Here is an 18,152-nt window from a genome sequence, read left to right on the forward strand (position 1 = left end):
TCGATGGCGTCGAGCACCGAGGATCGGCGGTTCGAGGTCCTGCGAGCGATCGTTGCGGACTACGTCGCCACCAAGGAACCGATCGGCTCCAAGTCGCTCGTGGAACGGCACAGCCTCGGCGTATCCAGTGCCACCATCCGCAACGACATGGCCGTGCTGGAAGCGGAGGGGTACATCACCCAGCCGCACACCAGCTCCGGCCGCATCCCCACCGACAAGGGGTATCGCGAGTTCGTCGACCGGATCGCCGAGGTGAAGCCGCTCTCGGGCGCCGAGCGCCGAGCGATCATGGAGTTCCTCGAATCCGGGGTCGATCTCGACGACGTCCTGCGCCGCGGTGTGCGGTTGCTTGCGCAGCTGACCCGCCAGGTCGCCGTCGTCCAGTACCCCACGGTCTCGGCCTCGATCGTGCGCCATATCGAGGTCGTCGCGCTCAATCCGGCCCGCCTGCTGCTGGTGGTGATCACCGACACCGGCCGGGTCGACCAGCGCATCGTCGACCTCGGCGCGGTGATCTCCGACGACGATCTCGCCGCGGTGCGCGGCCTGCTCGGCGGCGCGATGGACGGCAAGCTGCTGTCGGTGGCCAGCGCGTCGGTCGCCGGCCTGCCCGAACGCGCGCCGGCCAAGATCAAGGACGTGCTGGTCCGCGTCTCGACGGTGCTGGTGGAGACACTGGTGGAGCATCCCGAGGAACGGCTCGTCCTCGGCGGCACCGCCAACCTCACCCGCAATGTCGCCGATTTCGGTTTCCCCGGCTCCCTGCGCACGGTGCTGGAGGCGCTCGAAGAGCAGGTGATCGTGCTGAAACTGCTCGCCGCGGCGCAGCAGCCCGGCCAGGTGATGGTGCAGATCGGCGAGGAGACCCAGGTCGAGCAAATGCGCGGCACCTCGGTCGTTTCCACCGGCTACGGCGCGGCTGGCGCCGTCCTGGGTGGCATGGGTGTGCTCGGTCCCACCCGGATGGACTATCCGGGAACCATGGCGTCGGTGGCCACCGTCGCCCGCTACATCGGGGAAGTACTGGCGGAAAGGTGACGGCGGGCCGGGAACGGCCAACCCGCACTGTTAAGGTCGATACTTCGGCCGGTAAAGTTGAGTGGATTCGACTAAGGATGCGCCCGGCGCTCGGCTGGACCACAGCGACCAAGGACTAGAGAACTCACAGTGGCACGGGATTACTACGGACTGCTCGGCGTCGGCAAGAACGCCACCGACCAGGAGCTCAAGCGCGCCTACCGCAAGCTTGCCCGCGAACTCCACCCCGACGTGAACCCGGACGAGGCCGCCCAGGCCAAGTTCAAGGAAGTCTCCACCGCCTACGAGGTGCTGACCGACCCGGAGAAGCGCCGGATCGTCGACCTCGGCGGTGACCCGCTCGAAAACGGCGGCGGCGGAGCAGGATTCAGCGGCGCGGGCTTCGGCGGTCTCGGCGACGTCTTCGAGGCGTTCTTCGGCGGCATGAGCGGCCAGGGCGGTGGCGCGCGCAAGCCGCGCGGCCGCGTGCAGCCCGGCGCCGACTCGCTGATCCGCACCCGGCTGAGCCTGGCCGAATGCGCGGTCGGCGTCACCAAGCACCTGACCGTCGACACCGCCATCCTCTGCGACATCTGCCAGGGCGCCGGCACCAACGGCAATTCCAAGCCGGTGCGCTGTGAGACCTGCGACGGCGCCGGTGAAGTGCAGTCGGTGCAGCGCTCGTTCCTCGGCCAGGTGCTCACCTCGCGGCCCTGCCCGACCTGTCGCGGCGCGGGCGAGACCATCCCCGACCCCTGCCACAAGTGCGGCGGCGACGGCCGCGTGCGCGCGCGTCGCGAGATCGCCGCGCCGATCCCGGCCGGCGTCGCCAACGGCATGCGCGTTCGCCTGGCCGCTCAGGGCGAGGTCGGCCCCGGTGGCGGCCACGCCGGTGACCTCTACGTCGAGGTCGTCGAGCAGCCGCACGACACCTTCGTCCGCGACGGCGACGACCTGCACTGCACCGTCCGGGTGCCGATGGTCGACGCCATCCTCGGCACCACGGTCGTCGTCGACACCATCCTCGACGGCCCGACCGAGCTGACGATCGCGGCGGGCACCCAGCCCGGCGAGGTCATCCAGCTGCGCGCTCACGGCATGCCCCGGCTGCGTTCGGGCGCCCGCGGCGACCTGCTGGCCCACCTCGACATCGTCGTGCCGACCAAGCTGGACGGCAAGCAGACCGATCTGCTGCGCAAGTTCAAGGGCATGCGCGACAAGGACCGCGCCGAAGTGATGTCGGCCCAGTCCGAGCACAACAGCGGCCTGTTCGCCCGGCTGCGCGCCTCCTTCAGCGGACGCTGACCCGGTGGCCGCGACGGTCTTCTACCTCGACGAGGTACCCGAACCGGGCGCCGCCGCGGTCCTGGACGGTCCGGAGGGCCGCCACGCGGCGACCGTGCGCCGGATCAAGGTCGGCGAGCCGATCACCCTGTCCGACGGACACGGTGTGCTCGCCGAATCGGAAGTCGTTGCGGCCCAGAAGGACCGGCTCGAACTCGCGGTACGCACGCGGCGGGTGGCCACCCCGGTGACCCCGAAGGTGACCGTGGTGCAGGCACTGCCCAAGTCGGATCGCTCCGAACTGGCCGTCGAGCTGATGACCGAGGCGGGCGCCGACGTCATCGTGCCGTGGCAGGCCGCGCGCTGCGTCGCCAACTGGGAAGCCAAGGCCGCCAAAGGGATCGAGAAGTGGCGGGCCGCCGCTCGCGCGGCCGCCAGGCAGTCCCGGCGCGCCTACATCCCCGAGGTCGCCGACCTGCACCGCACCCGTGATCTGCTCGATCTGGTGCGCAAGGCCAAGGCGGACGGCGCGATCGTCGCCGCATTGCACGAATCCGGCACCGGCAAGTTCACCGAGCTGCCGCTGGGACAGACCACCGACGTGGTCCTGATCGTCGGCCCCGAAGGCGGCCTGGACGACACCGAACTGTCCGCACTGGCCGAGGCGGGCGCCGACATCGTGCTGCTCGGCCCGACGGTCCTGCGCACCTCGACCGCCGCCGCGGTGGCCCTCGGTGCCCTCGGCGCCATGACCCCGCGCTGGTAATTCCGGTCCCGAGCGGCCGACCCGGCTGTGACCTGCGATCACCGGTCGATCGCGGTTCGGCCGATCCCCCCGTTATATCGCTGGGCGGTGTCGGTGCCGCGCGTTAAACTGAGCTCATCGAACACACAGTCGAGACCGGAAGCAGGCCATAGGCACTTTTGAAGAACTCAGGCGAGATCGGCGACCCCACCAACCCCGTAACAGGCATCGTCGCAGGCGGAAACAACGCGGGTCCCGCGGCGCGCACAGTGCGTTCCAGCATCGAACTCGCCCCGGAGTCTGTTTTCCCGTTCCTCGGCTCGGCCGACCAGAACCTTCGTCAGCTGGAGAAACTGCTCCCGGCCGACATCCATGTCCGCGGCAACACCGTCACCATCACCGGTAAGGCCGGCGATGTGGCGCTGGCAGAGCGCGTCATCGAGCAGCTCGTCGCGCTGACCGGCCGTAATCGGGTGATCACCCCCGAAGCTGTCAGGCACACCGTCTCGATGCTCACCGAAGGTTCATCGGAATCCCCGGCCGAAGTGCTGAGCCTGGACATCCTGTCCCGTCGCGGCAAGACCATCCGCCCCAAGACGCTGAACCAGAAGCACTACGTCGACGCGATCGACGCCAACACCATCGTGTTCGGCATCGGTCCCGCCGGTACCGGCAAGACCTACCTGGCGATGGCCAAGGCGGTGCAGGCCCTGCAGTCCAAGCAGGTCACCCGCATCATCCTGACCAGGCCCGCGGTCGAGGCCGGTGAGCGGCTCGGCTTCCTGCCCGGCACGCTCAACGACAAGATCGACCCGTACCTGCGGCCGCTCTACGACGCGCTGCACGACATGATGGACCCGGAAGCGATCCCCAAGCTGCTCGCCTCCGGTGTCATCGAGGTCGCGCCGCTGGCGTACATGCGTGGCCGCAGCCTCAACGACTCGTTCATCATTCTCGACGAGGCGCAGAACACCACGGCCGAGCAGATGAAGATGTTCCTGACCCGCCTCGGCTTCGGCTCGCGGATGGTCGTCACCGGTGACATCTCGCAGGTCGACCTGCCCAACGGGCAGCGGTCGGGTCTGCGCGCGGCCGCGGAGATCCTCACCGATATCGAGGACATCCACTTCTCGGAGCTCACCAGCGCCGATGTGGTCCGGCACCGGCTGGTCTCCGACATCGTCGACGCCTACGACCGGTACGAGTCCGACACCCGCGCGGTGCCGGGTCCGCACTATCCGGGCAACCGGGCGCAGCGCCGTGCTGCCGGTCGTACGAACCGCGGGTAACTCACGCCACGCTGGCCCGATGCCGCTCCCGGCGGCGTCGGGTCGGCACCGTAGGCTGAACAGGTGAGCATCGAGATCGCCAACGAATCGGGCATGGACGTCCCCGAAGAAGACCTGGTCAGCGTCGCACGTTTCGTGATCGGCCGGATGGACGTGCATCCCGCCGCCGAGCTGTCGATGGTGCTCGTCGATCTCGACACCATGGCCGACCTGCACGTGCGCTGGATGGACCTGCCCGGCCCGACCGATGTGATGTCGTTCCCGATGGACGAGCTGGAGCCGGGCGGTCGCCCCGACAGCCCCGAGCCCGGCCCGTCGATGCTCGGTGACATCGTGCTGTGCCCGGAGTTCGCGATGGGTCAGGCCCAGAAGGTGGGCCATTCGCTCGACCACGAGCTGGCCCTGCTCACCGTGCACGGCGTGCTCCACCTGCTCGGCTACGACCATGCCGAGCCGGAGGAGGAGAAGGAGATGTTCGCGCTGCAGGCCCAGCTCCTCGAGGAGTGGTATGTGAGCCTGCGCGAGGAACAGCGCCGCGCCGAACTGGCCGAGCGCGACGCCCAACTACTCGGCAAGGCAGGTTTCACCGCACCGGGTGACGCACTGGGCCCCGCGTGACCTCACTGACCCAGATCCTGCTCGCGATCCTGCTGATCGGGCTCGGCGGGGTGTTCGCCGGGGTCGACTCGGCACTGAACACGGTGTCGAGGGCTCGCCTCGACGACATGGTCCGGGAGGAACGCCCCGGTGCCGCGCGCTTGCGCAAGATCGTCGACGACCGCCCGCGGTACGTGAATCTCATGGTGCTGCTGCGCATTCTGTGCGAGATCACCGCCACCGTCCTGCTCGCCGCGGCGACCCTGGAGCTGTGGACCGCGGGCACCGCGCTGCTGGTCGCCGCCGCGGTGATGGTGGTCGTCTCCTACGTCGTGATCGGCGTCGGCCCGCGCACCCTCGGCCGCCAGCACGCCTATTCGATCGCACTCGGCGCCGCGGTGCCGCTGCAGATCATCGGCGCGGTGCTGAGCCCGGTGAGCAGGCTGCTGATCCTGCTCGGCAACGCGATCACCCCGGGTAAGGGTTTCCGCAACGGCCCGTTCGCGTCCGAGATCGAGCTGCGCGAAGTGGTCGACATGGCCCGCGAGCGCGGCGTGGTCGCCGACGACGAACGCCGGATGATCCAGTCGGTCTTCGAACTCGGCGACACCGTCGCCCGCGCGGTGATGGTGCCGCGCACCGAGATGGTGTGGATCGAGGCCGACAAGACCGCGTCCCAGGCGATGTCGCTGGCGGTGCGTTCCGGTCATTCCCGGATCCCCGTTGTCGGTGAGAACGTCGACGACGTGCTCGGCGTCGTGTACCTGAAAGACCTTGTCCCGTATGCCGATCGCAGCCGCAAGGTGACCGTGCGCGAGGTCATGCGACCCGCGGTGTTCATCCCCGACTCCAAGCCGCTCGACGATCTGCTCGACGAGATGCAGCGCCGCCGCAACCACATGGCGCTGCTGGTCGACGAGTACGGCGGCATCGCGGGTCTGGTGACGATCGAGGATGTGCTCGAGGAGATCGTCGGCGAGATCGCCGACGAGTACGACACCGACGAGACCCCGCCCGTGGAAGACCTGGGCGACGGCCGCTACCGGGTGTCGGCACGGCTGTCGGTGGAAGACCTCGGCGAGCTGTACGGATTCGATATCGAGGACTCCGACGTAGACACGGTGGGCGGTCTGCTGGCCCACGAGCTGGGTCGTGTCCCGCTGCCTGGCTCGAAAGTGACCGTGTACGGGCTGGTCCTGCGCGGCGAGGGCGGCGCCGATGCCCGCGGCCGGATGCGGGTGAACACCGTGCTGGTGCGCCGCGCGGCCGAGAAGAACAAGAAGACCGCGGCGGGCGCCGAGTCCGCCGAGGTCACCGTGCCCGACGACAACGGAGAAACCGATGAGTGAACTGGACGCCGAGGACAACAAACTGCTGGTGCTGGCGCGTGGCGCGCTGGGCCGCACCGGGGGCGCGAGCGGCGCCGCGATCCGCGACACCGACGGCCGCACCTACGCCGCGGGCGAGGTAGCGCTGACCGCGCTGCGCCTGACCGCGTTGCAGGCCGCCGTGGCCGCCGCGATCTCCAGCGGCGCCGAGGGTTTCGAGGCGGCGGTGGTCGTCGGCGGTGAGTCCGACGACGCCGGTATCGCCGCGGTGCGCGAGGTCTCGCCGTCGGCCGCGGTGATCCGCACCGACCGCAGCGGCGCCGTCCTGAGCGAGGTGCACGGTGGCTGAGAAGGAATTCCGTTCCGGCTTCGTCTGTTTCGTCGGCCGGCCGAACACCGGCAAGTCGACGCTGACCAACGCATTGGTCGGCACCAAGATCGCGATCACCTCCTCGCGCCCGCAGACCACCCGCCACACCATCCGCGGCATCGTGCACCGCGACCACGCCCAGCTGATCCTGGTCGACACCCCCGGCCTGCATCGTCCGCGCACCCTGCTCGGCCAGCGCCTCAACGATCTCGTGCGCGACACCTACTCCGAGGTCGACGTGATCGCCCTGTGCATCCCGGCCGACGAGAAGATCGGTCCCGGTGACCGCTGGATCGTCGAGCAGATCAAGATGATGGCGCCCAAGACCACCGTCCTCGGCGTGGTCACCAAGATCGACAAGGTGAGCCGCGACCAGGTCGCCCACCAGCTCATGGCGGTCTCGAAGCTGCTCGGCCCCGAAGCCGAGGTCGTCCCGGTGTCGGCGGTCAAGGGCGAACAGGTCGAGGTGCTCGTCGACGTGATCGCCTCGAAGATGCCGGAGGGCCCGGCGTTCTACCCCGACGGCGAGATCACCGACGAGCCCGAGGAAACCCTCATGGCCGAGCTGATCCGCGAGGCCGCGCTCGAGGGCGTGCGCGACGAACTGCCGCACTCGCTGGCCGTGGTCATCGAGGAGATCCAGCCGTACGAGGCGAACGAGGACATGCTCGAGGTGCATGCCCTGCTGTATGTCGAACGGCCGAGCCAGAAGGCGATCATCATCGGCAAGAACGGCGCCCGCCTCAAGGAGGTCGGCACCAACGCCCGCAAGCAGATCGAGCACATTCTCGGTACCCGGATCTACCTGAATCTGCACGTGAAGGTAGCCAAGGATTGGCAGCGCGACCCGAAACAGCTGGGGAAGCTGGGCTTTTGACCGGTTGAGCGTCGGCGGTACGGGGTATCGTTCGGCGAATACGCCGACAGTGCCCGGCGTGCTCGCTGATCGCCCGGGGAGGCCGTCGAAGTGCCCGATGCCAATGATGTCGGCAAGCTGCTGGAGCTGCTGCGGGCGCTGGAGATTCCCGACACCAAACCGCGGGTGCTGCGTACGCTGCTGCGCGGGCGCCGCACACTGCCCCGGCCGATCGTCGAACTGGTCGGGGTGCAAGGGCATTCCGCGCTGGTCGCCGACCTCTACAGCTGGCTGAGCGAATCAGACGGCAGGCGTGCGACGCCGCGGGCCAAGATCGACCTGCACGCCCCCGATCTGCCGCGCACCGCGCTCACGCCCGACCTCACCGCGGTCAGCTCGCACGACGATCAGGAGATCGCCGGGCACTGTCTGCCGATCATCCAGCAGCTGGTCGCCGGCTTCGCGGCCGACGACACGGCGATGGGCGCGATCAAGTTCCCGCGCTACCGCACCGCCGATTGGCTGACGCGCCAACGCGTCACCAGCGACGAGTCCGAGGCGCCCGACGAGTTGCGCCGCAGGCTGCCCAAGCTGCTGCGCAGCGGTTCGCCGACCAGCCGCTCCGACACCGCGGAAGGCGTTGCGGGCGACACGATCTCGCGGGTGGTCTTCGGTGTGCTCGCGCTGTGGCCGGTGCTGCGGTTGTGGCTGTGGGTGTCGGGTCGCATCCCCGGCATGTCGAAGGTGACCAGGTGGTTCTTGCACCAGCGCTACCTCGCGCCCGAATTGTCGGGCAGTTTCCTGGGTTTCGCGTCCCGGCTGACCGCCTCGCACCGGGTCGACGAGAACGAGGAGCAGGTCGCCAAACTCCTGATCCACGCGTTCCTCGAGGACCTGCGCGACGCCTACCGGCGCCGGATCTGGCGGCCGTCGAGCTGGCGGCGCACCGCCTACCCGGTGGCGCTGCTCGGCGGCCTGGCCGAGGGCAGTGACGGCGCGCGAATCCTCACCTGGGTCAACGAGATCAGGAACGAGACGGGCCATTTCGATCCGCTGGTGATCGTGGCCTTCCGCGACGAAGGCCCGAACCGCGAGGTCGGCGAGCTCGGCAACATCGGTGAACTGCGCACGCTGCGCACCCTGGAGAGCCTCGCCGAGCAGCCTTCCCCGCAGCCACCGGACCCGCTGCAAACCTGGGTGCGCGAGATCGACAACCGGCGTACCCATCGCCAGGCCGACGCCTGGTTTCTGCCGTTGCGCGCACTGCTGCCCGCCGACACGCCGCCGCGGATCAGCGATTCCCGCTTCCGTGGGCTTGCCCTGCCGCCCGCGCCGCCGATGGCCGCGCGCAGCTGGTTCGTCGGGCTGTGCGTGCTGATCCCGATCGTGCTCGCCATCGGCGCCGCGCTGGTGTACTTCCCGCCGCTGCGCAACGCGCCGTGCTCGCAGTGGCCGTGGACCGATGGCGTCTCGGTGAGTCTGCGTGACGGCGAATGCGTCGGCTACAGCGACAACACCGCGCAGCTGTTCGCCGACGATCCCGAGCTGACGGCGATGCAGCGCGAAGTGTTCCGGCTCAACACCGCGGCGGCCGAGGCACGCGAGAGCAATCCGAACCGTCCGCTGGTCTCGCTGGTGTACTTCGCCGGCCTCAGCTACGCCGACACCAATGTGCGCTACCCGCACGCCCAGGTCGAGGAGCTGGCCGGGCTGGCGGTGCAGCAGCGCCGCGCGCTGCTGGCCTCCGACGAATCGGAACCGCTGCTGCGCATCATCATCGCCAACGGCGGCTCGGATATGCGACAGGCAGGCTGGGTCGTCGACCATCCACTGCGCGCGCTGGTCGCCGACGATCCCAGCGTGCTCGGCGTGGTCGGCATCGACCGCAGCACCGACGAGACCCGCGGGGCCATCACCCGGCTCGGCGAACTCGGCGTGCCCGCGGTGGCGACGACACTGTCCGCCGACGGGCTCGAGCAGGCCTCGCCGCTGTATTTCCAAGCGGCGCCGAGCAATGCCGTACAGGCGCGATTGATCGCGGACTACGTGCAGGGCGCGCGGGCGGCCAACGGCACGCCCCGCTACGACAAGGTGACGATCTATCACCCGGAGTCCGCCGACGATCTGTACGTGACGAGCCTGGTCGCCGATCTGCAGGCCGAGCTCACCACCCGCGGTGTCGCGCAGGAGAGTCTGAGCTGGCGCGAACAACAGCAGCTCTACCGGTTCCCCGCACCGTGCGAGACCGACGGCTTCGACCGGCGCACCCTGCTGTTCTTCGCAGGCCGCAACGACGACTTCCCGACCTTCGCCAAGTCGGTCAGCCGCGGCTGCCTGAGCGGAGCGGGCCCGGCGATCCTCGGCAACGACGCGGTGACGCGGCTGATCACCGACCCGAAGGCCACGGCCGCCCTGCCCGCGAACCTGACCGTGCGCTACGTGTCGAAGGCGGCGCCGGTGATGCTCGGCGGGGCCGATTGTGTCGGCGGCGTCGGCAAACTCGGCAATCAGCCGGTGCCGTTCGAGCACGAGCAGCTGTGCGTCGAACTGGCCGGACTGATCGAAGACCTGCGCGGCTACCCGGAACTCACCGACTACCGGCCGAGTTGGGCGGGCGACCGCACCGGCCTCGCGTTCGACGTCAGTGGATTGTTCCTGCAGGCCGTACGCAGCAGTCGCGGTGTGCTGGCCGACCTGCCGCCGAACCGGACCGCCATCGCGGTGCAATTGCGCGAGAGCGACTATCGCGGCGTCACCGGCACGCTCGGTTTCTCGACGCGACGCGTCGCCGACGGGTCATCGATCGCGGTGCTGGTCACGACGGCAGTCGGCGCCCCCGGACCCCAGCGCTGCCTGGTGATGTTCCCGCGCCAGACCGGTCAGGACGGATGTCCGTCGGGCACGAAGAGCGATCTTGAGGGGTGGGTCGAACCGGGACGATAGTGCTCGACCTGCCGTGACTCACCACCACGGTGTAGGGCGGTTGCGCTCCCAGCGCAGCTCCGATTCCAACTGCGCGGCCAGCGAGATCAGCATGGGCTCGCTGTTCGCGGTGCCCATCAGCTGAGCACCGATCGGCAGTCCGGTCTCGGTGAAGCCGGCGGGGACGTTCACGCTCGGCCAGCCCAGCACATTCCACGGCCAGGTGTAGGGGCAGGCGCCGGTGATCAGGTTGTTGGTCGCGCCGACGCCGATGCCGTCGATCTCCTCGGCGCGTGGTGCGGGCGTGGCGGTGGTCGGGGCGAGCACCAGGTCGTAGTCGTCGAAGAACGAGCCGATCTGCTTGTGCAGCAACGGTTCGAGGCGCCGCGCCGCGGCGAGCACCGGTCCACCGAGCACCCGGCCGACACGGGAGTTGGCGGTGGTCCGCGGGTCGACGATCGCCTCGGGCATCGCCCGGTGCACCCGGTGGATCCCGGCCATCGAACGCGGCAGGAACGACGCGCCGATCAGCAGCCCGTAGTGCAGGTCGGCCACGGTGACGGTGTGCCCCAGCGCGCGCAACGTCGTCGCCAGCGCGTGCACCGCCGCCGCGATCTCCGGGTCCAGCGCGGTCTTGGTCGCGGTGAACGGAATACGCAGGGACAGTGCGATTCTGAGCTTGCCGGGATCGCGCCCGACGGCAGCGCTCGCGTCGACCGGCGCCGGTGTGTGCAGGTCACCGCCGTGCGGCCCGGCGGCGACGTCGAGCAGCAGCGCCGCGTCGCGGACGGTGCGCGCGAGCGGCCCGTTGACGGTCAGCCCGTAGAACGCCTCGGCGTGTGGCCAGGTGGAGATGCGACCCCGCTGTGGCTTGATCCCGACCAGATTGGTCCACGACGCCGGGATACGCACCGAGCCGGCGCCGTCGGAACCCAGTGCGGCAGGGACCAATCCGGCCGCGACCGCCGCCGCCGAACCGCCCGACGAACCGCCGGGGGTACGGGTGCGATCCCACGGATTGCGGGAGTGGCCGAAGGCGTCACCGCTGGTGAACGGCAATTGGCCCAGCTCACAGGTATTGGCCTTGCCCACGATCACCGCACCGGCGGCGCGCAGCCTGCGCACCGATTCGGCGTCCTCGGTCTTCGGCGCGAACTCCCCACCGCAGCCGAAAGCGGTGACCTCACCGGCGATATCGGTGTCGTCCTTGACCGCGATCGGCACGCCGAGCAGCGGCAGCCGCGCACCGGCGGCCAGCCGCGCGTCGGCGTCGGCGGCCTCCCGGAGCGCGGCCTCGCGGCGGACGACGCGGAAGGCGTTGAGCGTCGGCTGGGACGCCTCGATCCGGTCGATCGCGTCGGTGACGGCCGCGACCGAGGAGACGCGGCCGTCGGCGAGCGCGGCGGACAGGTCGGCGAGGCCGAGATCGGCCGTGGGGTTCGGCACGACGCGGTCGGACACGGACATGTGAGCTCCATCTCTGCAGGTAATCGGGTCGACCGTAGCGTGAAGCTGGTCACCCGTCCACATACCCTGGGTGGATTTTTCGGCTATAGACATACATACGGAATGTATGTAACAGTGGATATGCCCAGCATTCGACCAGGGGAGGACCCCATGGGAATCAGCTCAGCACTCGGCCCGGCACGCGAGATCGCCCTGTCGTCCGGCCGCATCCGCTATCACGACACCGGCACCGGATCGCCGGTCGTGTTCGTGCACGGCCTGCTCGTCAACGCCGACATCTGGCGCGGGGTGGTGCCCGGCCTCGTCGCCGCCGGACACCGCTGCCTCACACCCGACTGGCCGCTCGGCTCGCATTCGATCCCGGTGCCCGACGCCGACCTCACACCCACCGGCATTGCGGACCTGATCGCCGAGTTCCTCGACGCGCTCGACCTCACCGACGTCACGATCGTCGCCAACGACACCGGCGGCGCGCTCACCCAGATCCTGATGACCCGCCGCCCGGAGCGGATCGGCCGCGTCGTCCTGGCCGCCGTCGACTGCTATGAAGTGTTCCCGCCGAGGCCCTTTACGGCCCTGGTGCGCGTCGCGAAGATCCCGGGCACGATCGCACCGCTGCTGGCCCCGCTACGGTCGCGGCTCCTGCAGCGGCTGCCTCTCGCGTTCGGCTGGGTGACCAAACATGAACTGCCACCGGCGATCGCGGAGTCATATCTGCTACCCGCCCGGCGCAGCGCCGCGATCCGGGCCGATCTGCGCCGCTTCGCCGCGGGCGTGGACAACCGGTCCACCCTCGCCGCCGCCGAGCGCTTCGCCGAGGTCGACCTGCCCGTGCTGGTCGTCTGGTCCACCGAGGACAAGCTGTTCCCGATGGAATTGGCGCACCGGCTGGTCGCCGACCTGCCGAAGGCGAGCCTGCGCACCGTCGACGATTCCTACACCTTCGTTCCCGAGGACCAGCCGGAGTTGCTCGCGGAACTGATCGTGGAGTTCACTCGGCTGCATGCAGCGCCGTAGTCAGGAGGATCGCTCCCGCACCACCAGGGCCGCACTCGAGCAGGCAGGTCGCGACCTGTTCGCCGAGCGCGGCTTCGCGGGTACGTCCGCCGAGCAGCTGGTCGCGGCCGCCGGGGTCACCCGGGGTGCCCTGCACCACCACTACGGCGACAAGCGCGGCCTGTTCCTGGCCGTTCTCGAGCAGCTCGAAGGGGAGATCACCGCCGAGGTGCAACGCGTAGTCGACGTCACCGACCCCGATGACGTCTTGGCGGGCATGACCGCCGGTTTGGCCTGTTTCCTCGAAATATGTTCCCGCCCCGAAGTTCTGCGCATCGCCCTGACCGATGCCCCCACCGTGCTGGGATGGCAGGCGTGGCGCGAACTCGAGGCCCGCCACGGCCTCGGCCTCATCACCGACCAGCTCGACCGGGCGACGAGCGCGGGGCTGATCGCGACCGTCCCGGTCCCGGTGCTCGCGCAATTGTTGCTCAGTGCGATCGCCGAAGCCTCCCTCATCGTCGCCCACGCCGAAGACCCGGCCCGCGCCCGCCTCGATACGCAGCAGTCGCTGCTGCTCCTCATCGCCGGCTTGCTGCGGCAGAGCTGATGCCTCGACCGTGTCCGTGACCGCGGTGTCGGGTCGACGTGGAAGACTGGGCCCGTGCGGTTGTATCGGGATGAGGCGGTGGTGGTCCGTCAGCACAAGCTGGGCGAGGCCGATCGCATCGTCACGCTGCTGACCAGGCAACACGGTCTGGTGCGCGCGGTGGCCAAGGGGGTGCGCCGCACCAAATCGAAGTTCGGGGCGCGGCTGGAGCCGTTCGCCTACATCGACGTGCAACTGCATCCCGGCCGCACGCTCGACATCGTCACCCAGGTGACCACGGTCGAGGCGTTCGCCGCCGACATCATCGACGACTACGGCCGCTACACCACCGCCTGCGCGATCCTCGAGACCGCCGAACGCCTCGCGGGCGAGGAACGCGCACCGGCGCCGAAACTGCACGCCCTCACCGCGAGCGCCCTGCGCGCCATCGCGGCCAAGCAACGCCCGCACGAACTGATCCTCGACGCATACCTGTTGCGCGCCATGGGTTTCGCCGGCTGGGCGCCCGCGCTGGACGAATGCGCCCGCTGCGCCACCCCGGGCCCGCACCGCGCGTTCCATGTCGCGGCGGGCGGCGCGGTCTGCGTGCACTGCCGTCCGCCGGGCGCGAGCACCCCGGCCGCCGGTGTGCTCGATCTGCTCGTCGCCCTGCTGAAGGGGGAGTGGGACTACATCGCGGGCGTCCCCGACAATGTCCGCCGCCAGGCCAGCGGTCTGGTCGCGGCCCATCTGCAGTGGCACCTGGAACGCCAGCTGCGCACATTGCCGCTGGTAGAGCGGTCGGCCGCACCGGCGACGAACCATTCGGCCGTCGCGGGCTGACCGCGCTCAGCTCAGCGCACCGCCCGCAAATCAGGCCAGGGCGACCATCAGGCAGGATAGAAGACGTGATTCTGCGTCGTGACTCTTCCGCCGGGGCCAAGCAGGGAACCGGTGCTGCCCGCACCGTGCGCCCACCGTCCGCGCACCCCTCCGGCGCGCGTCCGCCCGCGATCCCGCCGGAGCTGGTCCCCAACCACGTCGCGCTGGTGATGGACGGCAACGGCCGCTGGGCGCAGGAGCGCGGGCTGCCGCGCACCGCCGGTCATGAGCGCGGCGAGGCCGTGCTCATGGACGCCGTCGAAGGCTGCATCGAGATCGGCGTCAAGTGGCTCTCGGCCTACGCCTTCTCCACCGAGAACTGGCGGCGCAGCCCCGACGAGGTCCGCTTCCTGATGGGCTTCAACCGCGACGTGATCCGCCGCCGCCGCGACGAGATGCACGAGATGGGGGTGCGGGTGCGCTGGGCCGGTCGCCGACCGCGCCTGTGGCGCAGCGTGATCAAGGAACTCGAGATCGCCGAAGAGCTCACCAGGGACAACGACGTGATGACGCTGACGATGTGCGTCAACTACGGCGGCCGCGCCGAGATCGCCGACGCCGCACGGGAAATCGCGCGCCGGGTGGCGGCGGGGGAGATCGATCCGGAGAAGATCGACGAGGCCACCGTCGCCAGGTACCTCGACGAACCCGACATGCCCGATGTCGACCTGTTCCTGCGCCCCTCGGGCGAGTTCCGCAGCTCGAACTTTCTCATCTGGCAGGCCGCGTACGCCGAATTCGTCTACCAGGACACGCTTTTCCCCGATTTCGATCGGCGTAACCTGTGGGACGCGTGCCTGGAATACGCCAAGCGCGATCGTCGCTTCGGCGGCACCAAATGAGCGACGGAGCCGAGATGGACGCGGTGGTCACACCCGAACTGGACCTGCAGGCGCGCACCGGCGCCTGCCTGCAGATGCAGGACATCGACGTTCGCGTCGACGCCGACGGCTCGCTCGGCTTCGAGTACGACGGCGCGCTGTGCTCGATCCGCGCCGTCACCCTGGCGCCCGGCCTCACCGTGCTGTCGCTGACCTCGGTGCTCGCCTGGGACCGCCCGCTCAAGCCGCAGCTGCACAAGCGCGTCGCCGAGCGCAACAACGAGATCCAGTTCGGCTCGGTCACCCTGATCGGGCGCGGCAAACTGGGCGACGTCATCCTGCGCTACACGTTCCCCGCCGAGGGCCTCGATGATCAGGCCCTCACCACCATGCTGCTGCTCGCCCTGTCCGGCGCGAGCAGGGCCAGGCAGGGCCTGCTCGCGCCGTAGGCGTCAGCTCGAGGGCTTCCAGGTGATCTTGCCGCCCTGGAAATCCTGGGCCTTGCCGCCCTGGTAGTCGTATTCGTCGCTGGTGGGGTAGCCGTAGCGACCGCCCTCGGCGCCCGCGCGGATCCAGTCCGCCTGGATGTTGCCCCACACCGCGTGCGCGCCGGTCGACGAGGACCAGTAGATGGCGCCGGTCGGGAACATGGAGAACTGGCCGTCGCCCTTGCCCGCCTTGGACACGTCGCTGAGCGGGAAGCCCAGCGGGCTCGACTCCCAGCCGAGCGCGGCCCACCTGTCCCGGATCGGGCCGCTGATCTGGTGCGCGCCGGTACCGACGGACCAGTAGATCGAGCCCTTCTGGAAGTGGTTGAACCGGCCGGCGCCGCCCGGCGTCGACTGCTCGCGGGTGACCGGGTAGCCGAGCTTGCCCGACTCGTTGCCGTGCTCGGCGAACTTGTCGCGGATCTGCCCGGCGACGGTATTGGCATTGGTGTCGGGGTGCCAGTAGATCGCCGCGTTGTTGGCGAAGGTCTGGTACTTGCCGCCCGCGGCCGCGTCGGATTCGGGGGAGGTGGGGTCGCCGAGCGCGGCGGCGCCCGCCTGGTCGTATTCGATCTCGATCGCGCCGCCCACCTCGAATTCGCCGATCATGCGCGCCTGCGCGGTGCCTGCGAGGGCGGCGGGCAGTACGGCCACCACGGTCGCGGTCGCGAGCGCGGCCAGGCCGCGTGATCGAAGGGTTCGTCGGTGCAATGCCACAGGAAACTCCCTGGTCGGATCGATGTTCAGCAATGTCCGGCGCGCGGGACCCCCTCCGGTGCCGCACCCGAACCTACCCGTTCGCCGACGCCGGTGACAGTGAGCCTTCTAACGATCGACGGGCAGCAGCACCTCGACACCCTTGGCGACCTCGTCCGGATCGACGTCGCCGAGTAGCAGATGCTGCAGGATGAAACCCGGCAGAATCCCGATGACCGTCTTGGCCAGCGCGTCGACATCGGTGTCGGCCGGAATCCAGCCCAGCTCGCGCATCCGCACCACATACTCGAGCCAGAGGTCACGCATGGCGGCGATGCCCTCGCGCACGGGTACGCCCGCCTCGGGTTGCACCAGCGCCAGCGCCCAGGCCTGCGGCGCCAGCCGCAACGGCCCGTCCGGACCACTGCGCTTGATCACCTCGGTGGTCAGCATCCGCATCACCTCCGCGGGAACCGGCGCCGTCTCGGCGCGGATGATCTCGGCCAGCCGCAGCCGTAGCGGCACCATCGTCTGCATGACGAGTGCCGCGATGATCTCGTTCTTGCTGGTGAAGTACCGGTAGACGGCCCCGGCGGACAACCCGGCCTCGGCGAACACATCCTGCATCGAGGTCTCGTGGAAGCCCTTCCTGGCGAAGCAGAGCTGCGCGGCATCGAGGATCTGCTGCCTGCGGCGTTCGAGGTGTTCTTCGCTGACTCGGGGCATGCCCCAAAGTAAAACGAATATCCGTTCTTGACAAGCGAGGCAGGTGGGTGTCACCGTTGAACCACCAAAAAGAACGAACATTCGCTTTAAGGGAGAACCGCCATGACGATCACCCGACGAGCAGTAGCGCTCGGTCTGGCAGCCACCGCGCTGCAGGCTCTGCTCCTGATCGCCTTCGCCTGGCCCGCCGTCAACCTGGCCCCGCGTGACCTGCCCATCGCGGTCACCGGCCCGCAGTCCGCGCAGATCACCCAGCAACTGCAGCAACGCAGCCCCGACTCCTTCGAGATCACCACCCTCGCCGATGCCGGCGCCGCCCGCACCGCGCTCACCGACAACGAGATCTACGGCGCCATCGTCACCGGCGGCGGCGCGCCCCAGGTCATGGTCGCCTCGGCCGCCTCACCCGCCGTCGCCCAGCAACTCACCGCCCTGGCCCAGCAGCTCAGCGGCACCCCGGCCGCCCCGGTCCAGGACATCGTCGCCACCGACCCCGACGACCCGCGCGGCGCGGGCTTCGGCTCGATGGTCCTGCCCCTGGTGATGTCCGGCATCGCCGCAGGCGTCCTGCTCACCCTGCTGATCCCCGGCTTCGCCGCCCGCCTCACCGGCCTGCTCACCTTCGGCATCGCCGGCGGCCTGCTCAGCACCCTGGTCTTCCACACCTGGCTCTCGATCGTCCCCGGCTCCTACCTGGAACTCGCCGCCATCGCAGGCCTGGCCGCCTTCGCCGTCTCCGCCACCATCGTCGGCCTGGCCGCCGCCATCGGCCGCCCCGGCATCGGCCTCGGCGCGATGACCATGCTCCTGATCGGCAACCCGTTCTCCGCGGCCACCTCCGCCCCCGAACTCCTCCCGCAGCCCTGGGGCACCATCGGCCAGCTGTGCCCGCCCGGTGCGGCCGCGTCCCTGCTCCGCTCGGTCGCCTACTTCGACGGCGCGAGCGCCCTGGCCCCGCTGGCGGTGCTGCTCACCTGGTCGGCGGCCGGTCTCGTCCTGCTCGGCGTCGGTGCCCTGCGCGCTCGCCCCTCGGGCGCTCCGGACCTCACCCCGGCACCGGTCGCCGTTCCCGCCTGAAG

At 69.6% G+C, this 18,152-nt stretch carries 18 protein-coding genes; 15 read left to right on the forward strand and 3 right to left on the reverse strand.

Going from position 1 to position 18,152, the window contains the following annotated elements; translation table 11 throughout:
• Positions 1 to 3 precede the first annotated feature (3 nt).
• The 9 genes from hrcA (at position 4) to ACWF9G_RS07585 (ending at position 10,429) form a co-directional block, all read left to right on the forward strand.
• Positions 4 to 1,038, forward strand: coding sequence for a heat-inducible transcriptional repressor HrcA (hrcA, locus tag ACWF9G_RS07545; RefSeq protein ID WP_189033067.1), 1,035 nt, complete (start codon positions 4 to 6; stop codon positions 1,036 to 1,038).
• Positions 1,039 to 1,167: 129 nt separating this feature from the next.
• The gene (dnaJ, locus tag ACWF9G_RS07550; RefSeq protein WP_189033068.1) at positions 1,168 to 2,322 is read left to right on the forward strand and encodes a molecular chaperone DnaJ; all 1,155 of its coding nucleotides are present in this window, start codon (positions 1,168 to 1,170) and stop codon (positions 2,320 to 2,322) included.
• Positions 2,323 to 2,326: 4 nt separating this feature from the next.
• A complete protein-coding gene (locus tag ACWF9G_RS07555; RefSeq protein ID WP_452514429.1) occupies positions 2,327 to 3,067 on the forward strand; it encodes a 16S rRNA (uracil(1498)-N(3))-methyltransferase in 741 nt (246 codons plus the stop codon).
• Positions 3,068 to 3,273: 206 nt separating this feature from the next.
• Positions 3,274 to 4,335 carry a PhoH family protein gene (locus ACWF9G_RS07560; RefSeq protein ID WP_379308630.1) on the forward strand — a complete coding sequence of 354 codons (1,062 nt, stop codon included), beginning with the start codon at positions 3,274 to 3,276 and terminating at the stop codon, positions 4,333 to 4,335.
• Positions 4,336 to 4,398: 63 nt separating this feature from the next.
• Entirely contained in the window at positions 4,399 to 4,953 is a 555-nt protein-coding gene (gene ybeY, locus ACWF9G_RS07565) for an rRNA maturation RNase YbeY (protein WP_379038254.1), read from the forward strand.
• Positions 4,950 to 6,281 (forward strand): hemolysin family protein, encoded by a 1,332-nt coding sequence (locus ACWF9G_RS07570; RefSeq protein ID WP_379308611.1) that lies wholly within the window; start codon positions 4,950 to 4,952, stop codon positions 6,279 to 6,281. The genes ybeY and ACWF9G_RS07570 overlap by 4 nt, the downstream gene beginning before the upstream one ends.
• Positions 6,274 to 6,609 carry a cytidine deaminase gene (locus ACWF9G_RS07575; RefSeq protein ID WP_365042915.1) on the forward strand — a complete coding sequence of 112 codons (336 nt, stop codon included), beginning with the start codon at positions 6,274 to 6,276 and terminating at the stop codon, positions 6,607 to 6,609. Before ACWF9G_RS07570 ends, ACWF9G_RS07575 begins: the two co-directional genes overlap by 8 nt.
• A complete protein-coding gene (era, locus tag ACWF9G_RS07580) occupies positions 6,602 to 7,507 on the forward strand; it encodes a GTPase Era (protein WP_379308610.1) in 906 nt (301 codons plus the stop codon). The genes ACWF9G_RS07575 and era overlap by 8 nt, the downstream gene beginning before the upstream one ends.
• 90 nt (positions 7,508 to 7,597) lie before the next feature.
• Complete coding sequence (locus ACWF9G_RS07585) at positions 7,598 to 10,429, forward strand: ABC transporter substrate-binding protein (RefSeq protein ID WP_379308609.1); 2,832 nt, start codon at positions 7,598 to 7,600, stop codon at positions 10,427 to 10,429.
• Positions 10,430 to 10,447: 18 nt separating this feature from the next.
• Here the strand turns inward: ACWF9G_RS07585 and ACWF9G_RS07590 are convergent, their stop codons facing one another.
• Positions 10,448 to 11,875, reverse strand: a complete 1,428-nt coding sequence (locus ACWF9G_RS07590) for an amidase (RefSeq protein WP_452514432.1) — start codon at positions 11,873 to 11,875, stop codon at positions 10,448 to 10,450.
• 150 nt (positions 11,876 to 12,025) lie between these two features.
• Here ACWF9G_RS07590 and ACWF9G_RS07595 point away from each other — a divergent pair, with 150 nt between their 5' ends.
• From ACWF9G_RS07595 to ACWF9G_RS07615, 5 genes are all read left to right on the forward strand, one after another.
• Positions 12,026 to 12,892 carry an alpha/beta fold hydrolase gene (locus tag ACWF9G_RS07595; RefSeq protein WP_452514434.1) on the forward strand — a complete coding sequence of 289 codons (867 nt, stop codon included), beginning with the start codon at positions 12,026 to 12,028 and terminating at the stop codon, positions 12,890 to 12,892.
• The gene (locus ACWF9G_RS07600; protein ID WP_379308606.1) at positions 12,879 to 13,481 is read left to right on the forward strand and encodes a TetR/AcrR family transcriptional regulator; all 603 of its coding nucleotides are present in this window, start codon (positions 12,879 to 12,881) and stop codon (positions 13,479 to 13,481) included. The genes ACWF9G_RS07595 and ACWF9G_RS07600 overlap by 14 nt, the downstream gene beginning before the upstream one ends.
• A 54-nt stretch (positions 13,482 to 13,535) precedes the next feature.
• On the forward strand, positions 13,536 to 14,303 hold the full coding sequence (gene recO / locus ACWF9G_RS07605; protein WP_379308605.1) for a DNA repair protein RecO: 768 nt from the start codon (positions 13,536 to 13,538) through the stop codon (positions 14,301 to 14,303).
• Positions 14,304 to 14,368: 65 nt separating this feature from the next.
• Positions 14,369 to 15,184: an isoprenyl transferase gene (locus ACWF9G_RS07610; protein ID WP_452514437.1), complete on the forward strand. Its 816-nt coding sequence runs from the start codon at positions 14,369 to 14,371 to the stop codon at positions 15,182 to 15,184.
• A gap of 74 nt (positions 15,185 to 15,258) precedes the next feature.
• Positions 15,259 to 15,612 (forward strand): YbjN domain-containing protein, encoded by a 354-nt coding sequence (locus ACWF9G_RS07615; RefSeq protein WP_379308629.1) that lies wholly within the window; start codon positions 15,259 to 15,261, stop codon positions 15,610 to 15,612.
• A 3-nt stretch (positions 15,613 to 15,615) separates the two neighbouring features.
• Here the strand turns inward: ACWF9G_RS07615 and ACWF9G_RS07620 are convergent, their stop codons facing one another.
• Positions 15,616 to 16,368 carry an LGFP repeat-containing protein gene (locus tag ACWF9G_RS07620; protein ID WP_379308603.1) on the reverse strand — a complete coding sequence of 251 codons (753 nt, stop codon included), beginning with the start codon at positions 16,366 to 16,368 and terminating at the stop codon, positions 15,616 to 15,618.
• Positions 16,369 to 16,476: 108 nt separating this feature from the next.
• On the reverse strand, positions 16,477 to 17,073 hold the full coding sequence (locus ACWF9G_RS07625) for a TetR/AcrR family transcriptional regulator (protein WP_452514439.1): 597 nt from the start codon (positions 17,071 to 17,073) through the stop codon (positions 16,477 to 16,479).
• Between the two features lie 102 nt (positions 17,074 to 17,175).
• Here ACWF9G_RS07625 and ACWF9G_RS07630 point away from each other — a divergent pair, with 102 nt between their 5' ends.
• Positions 17,176 to 18,150, forward strand: a complete 975-nt coding sequence (locus ACWF9G_RS07630) for a hypothetical protein (RefSeq protein WP_452514441.1) — start codon at positions 17,176 to 17,178, stop codon at positions 18,148 to 18,150.
• Positions 18,151 to 18,152 lie beyond the last annotated feature (2 nt).

This window comes from Nocardia sp. NPDC055029 (genome assembly GCF_053608525.1).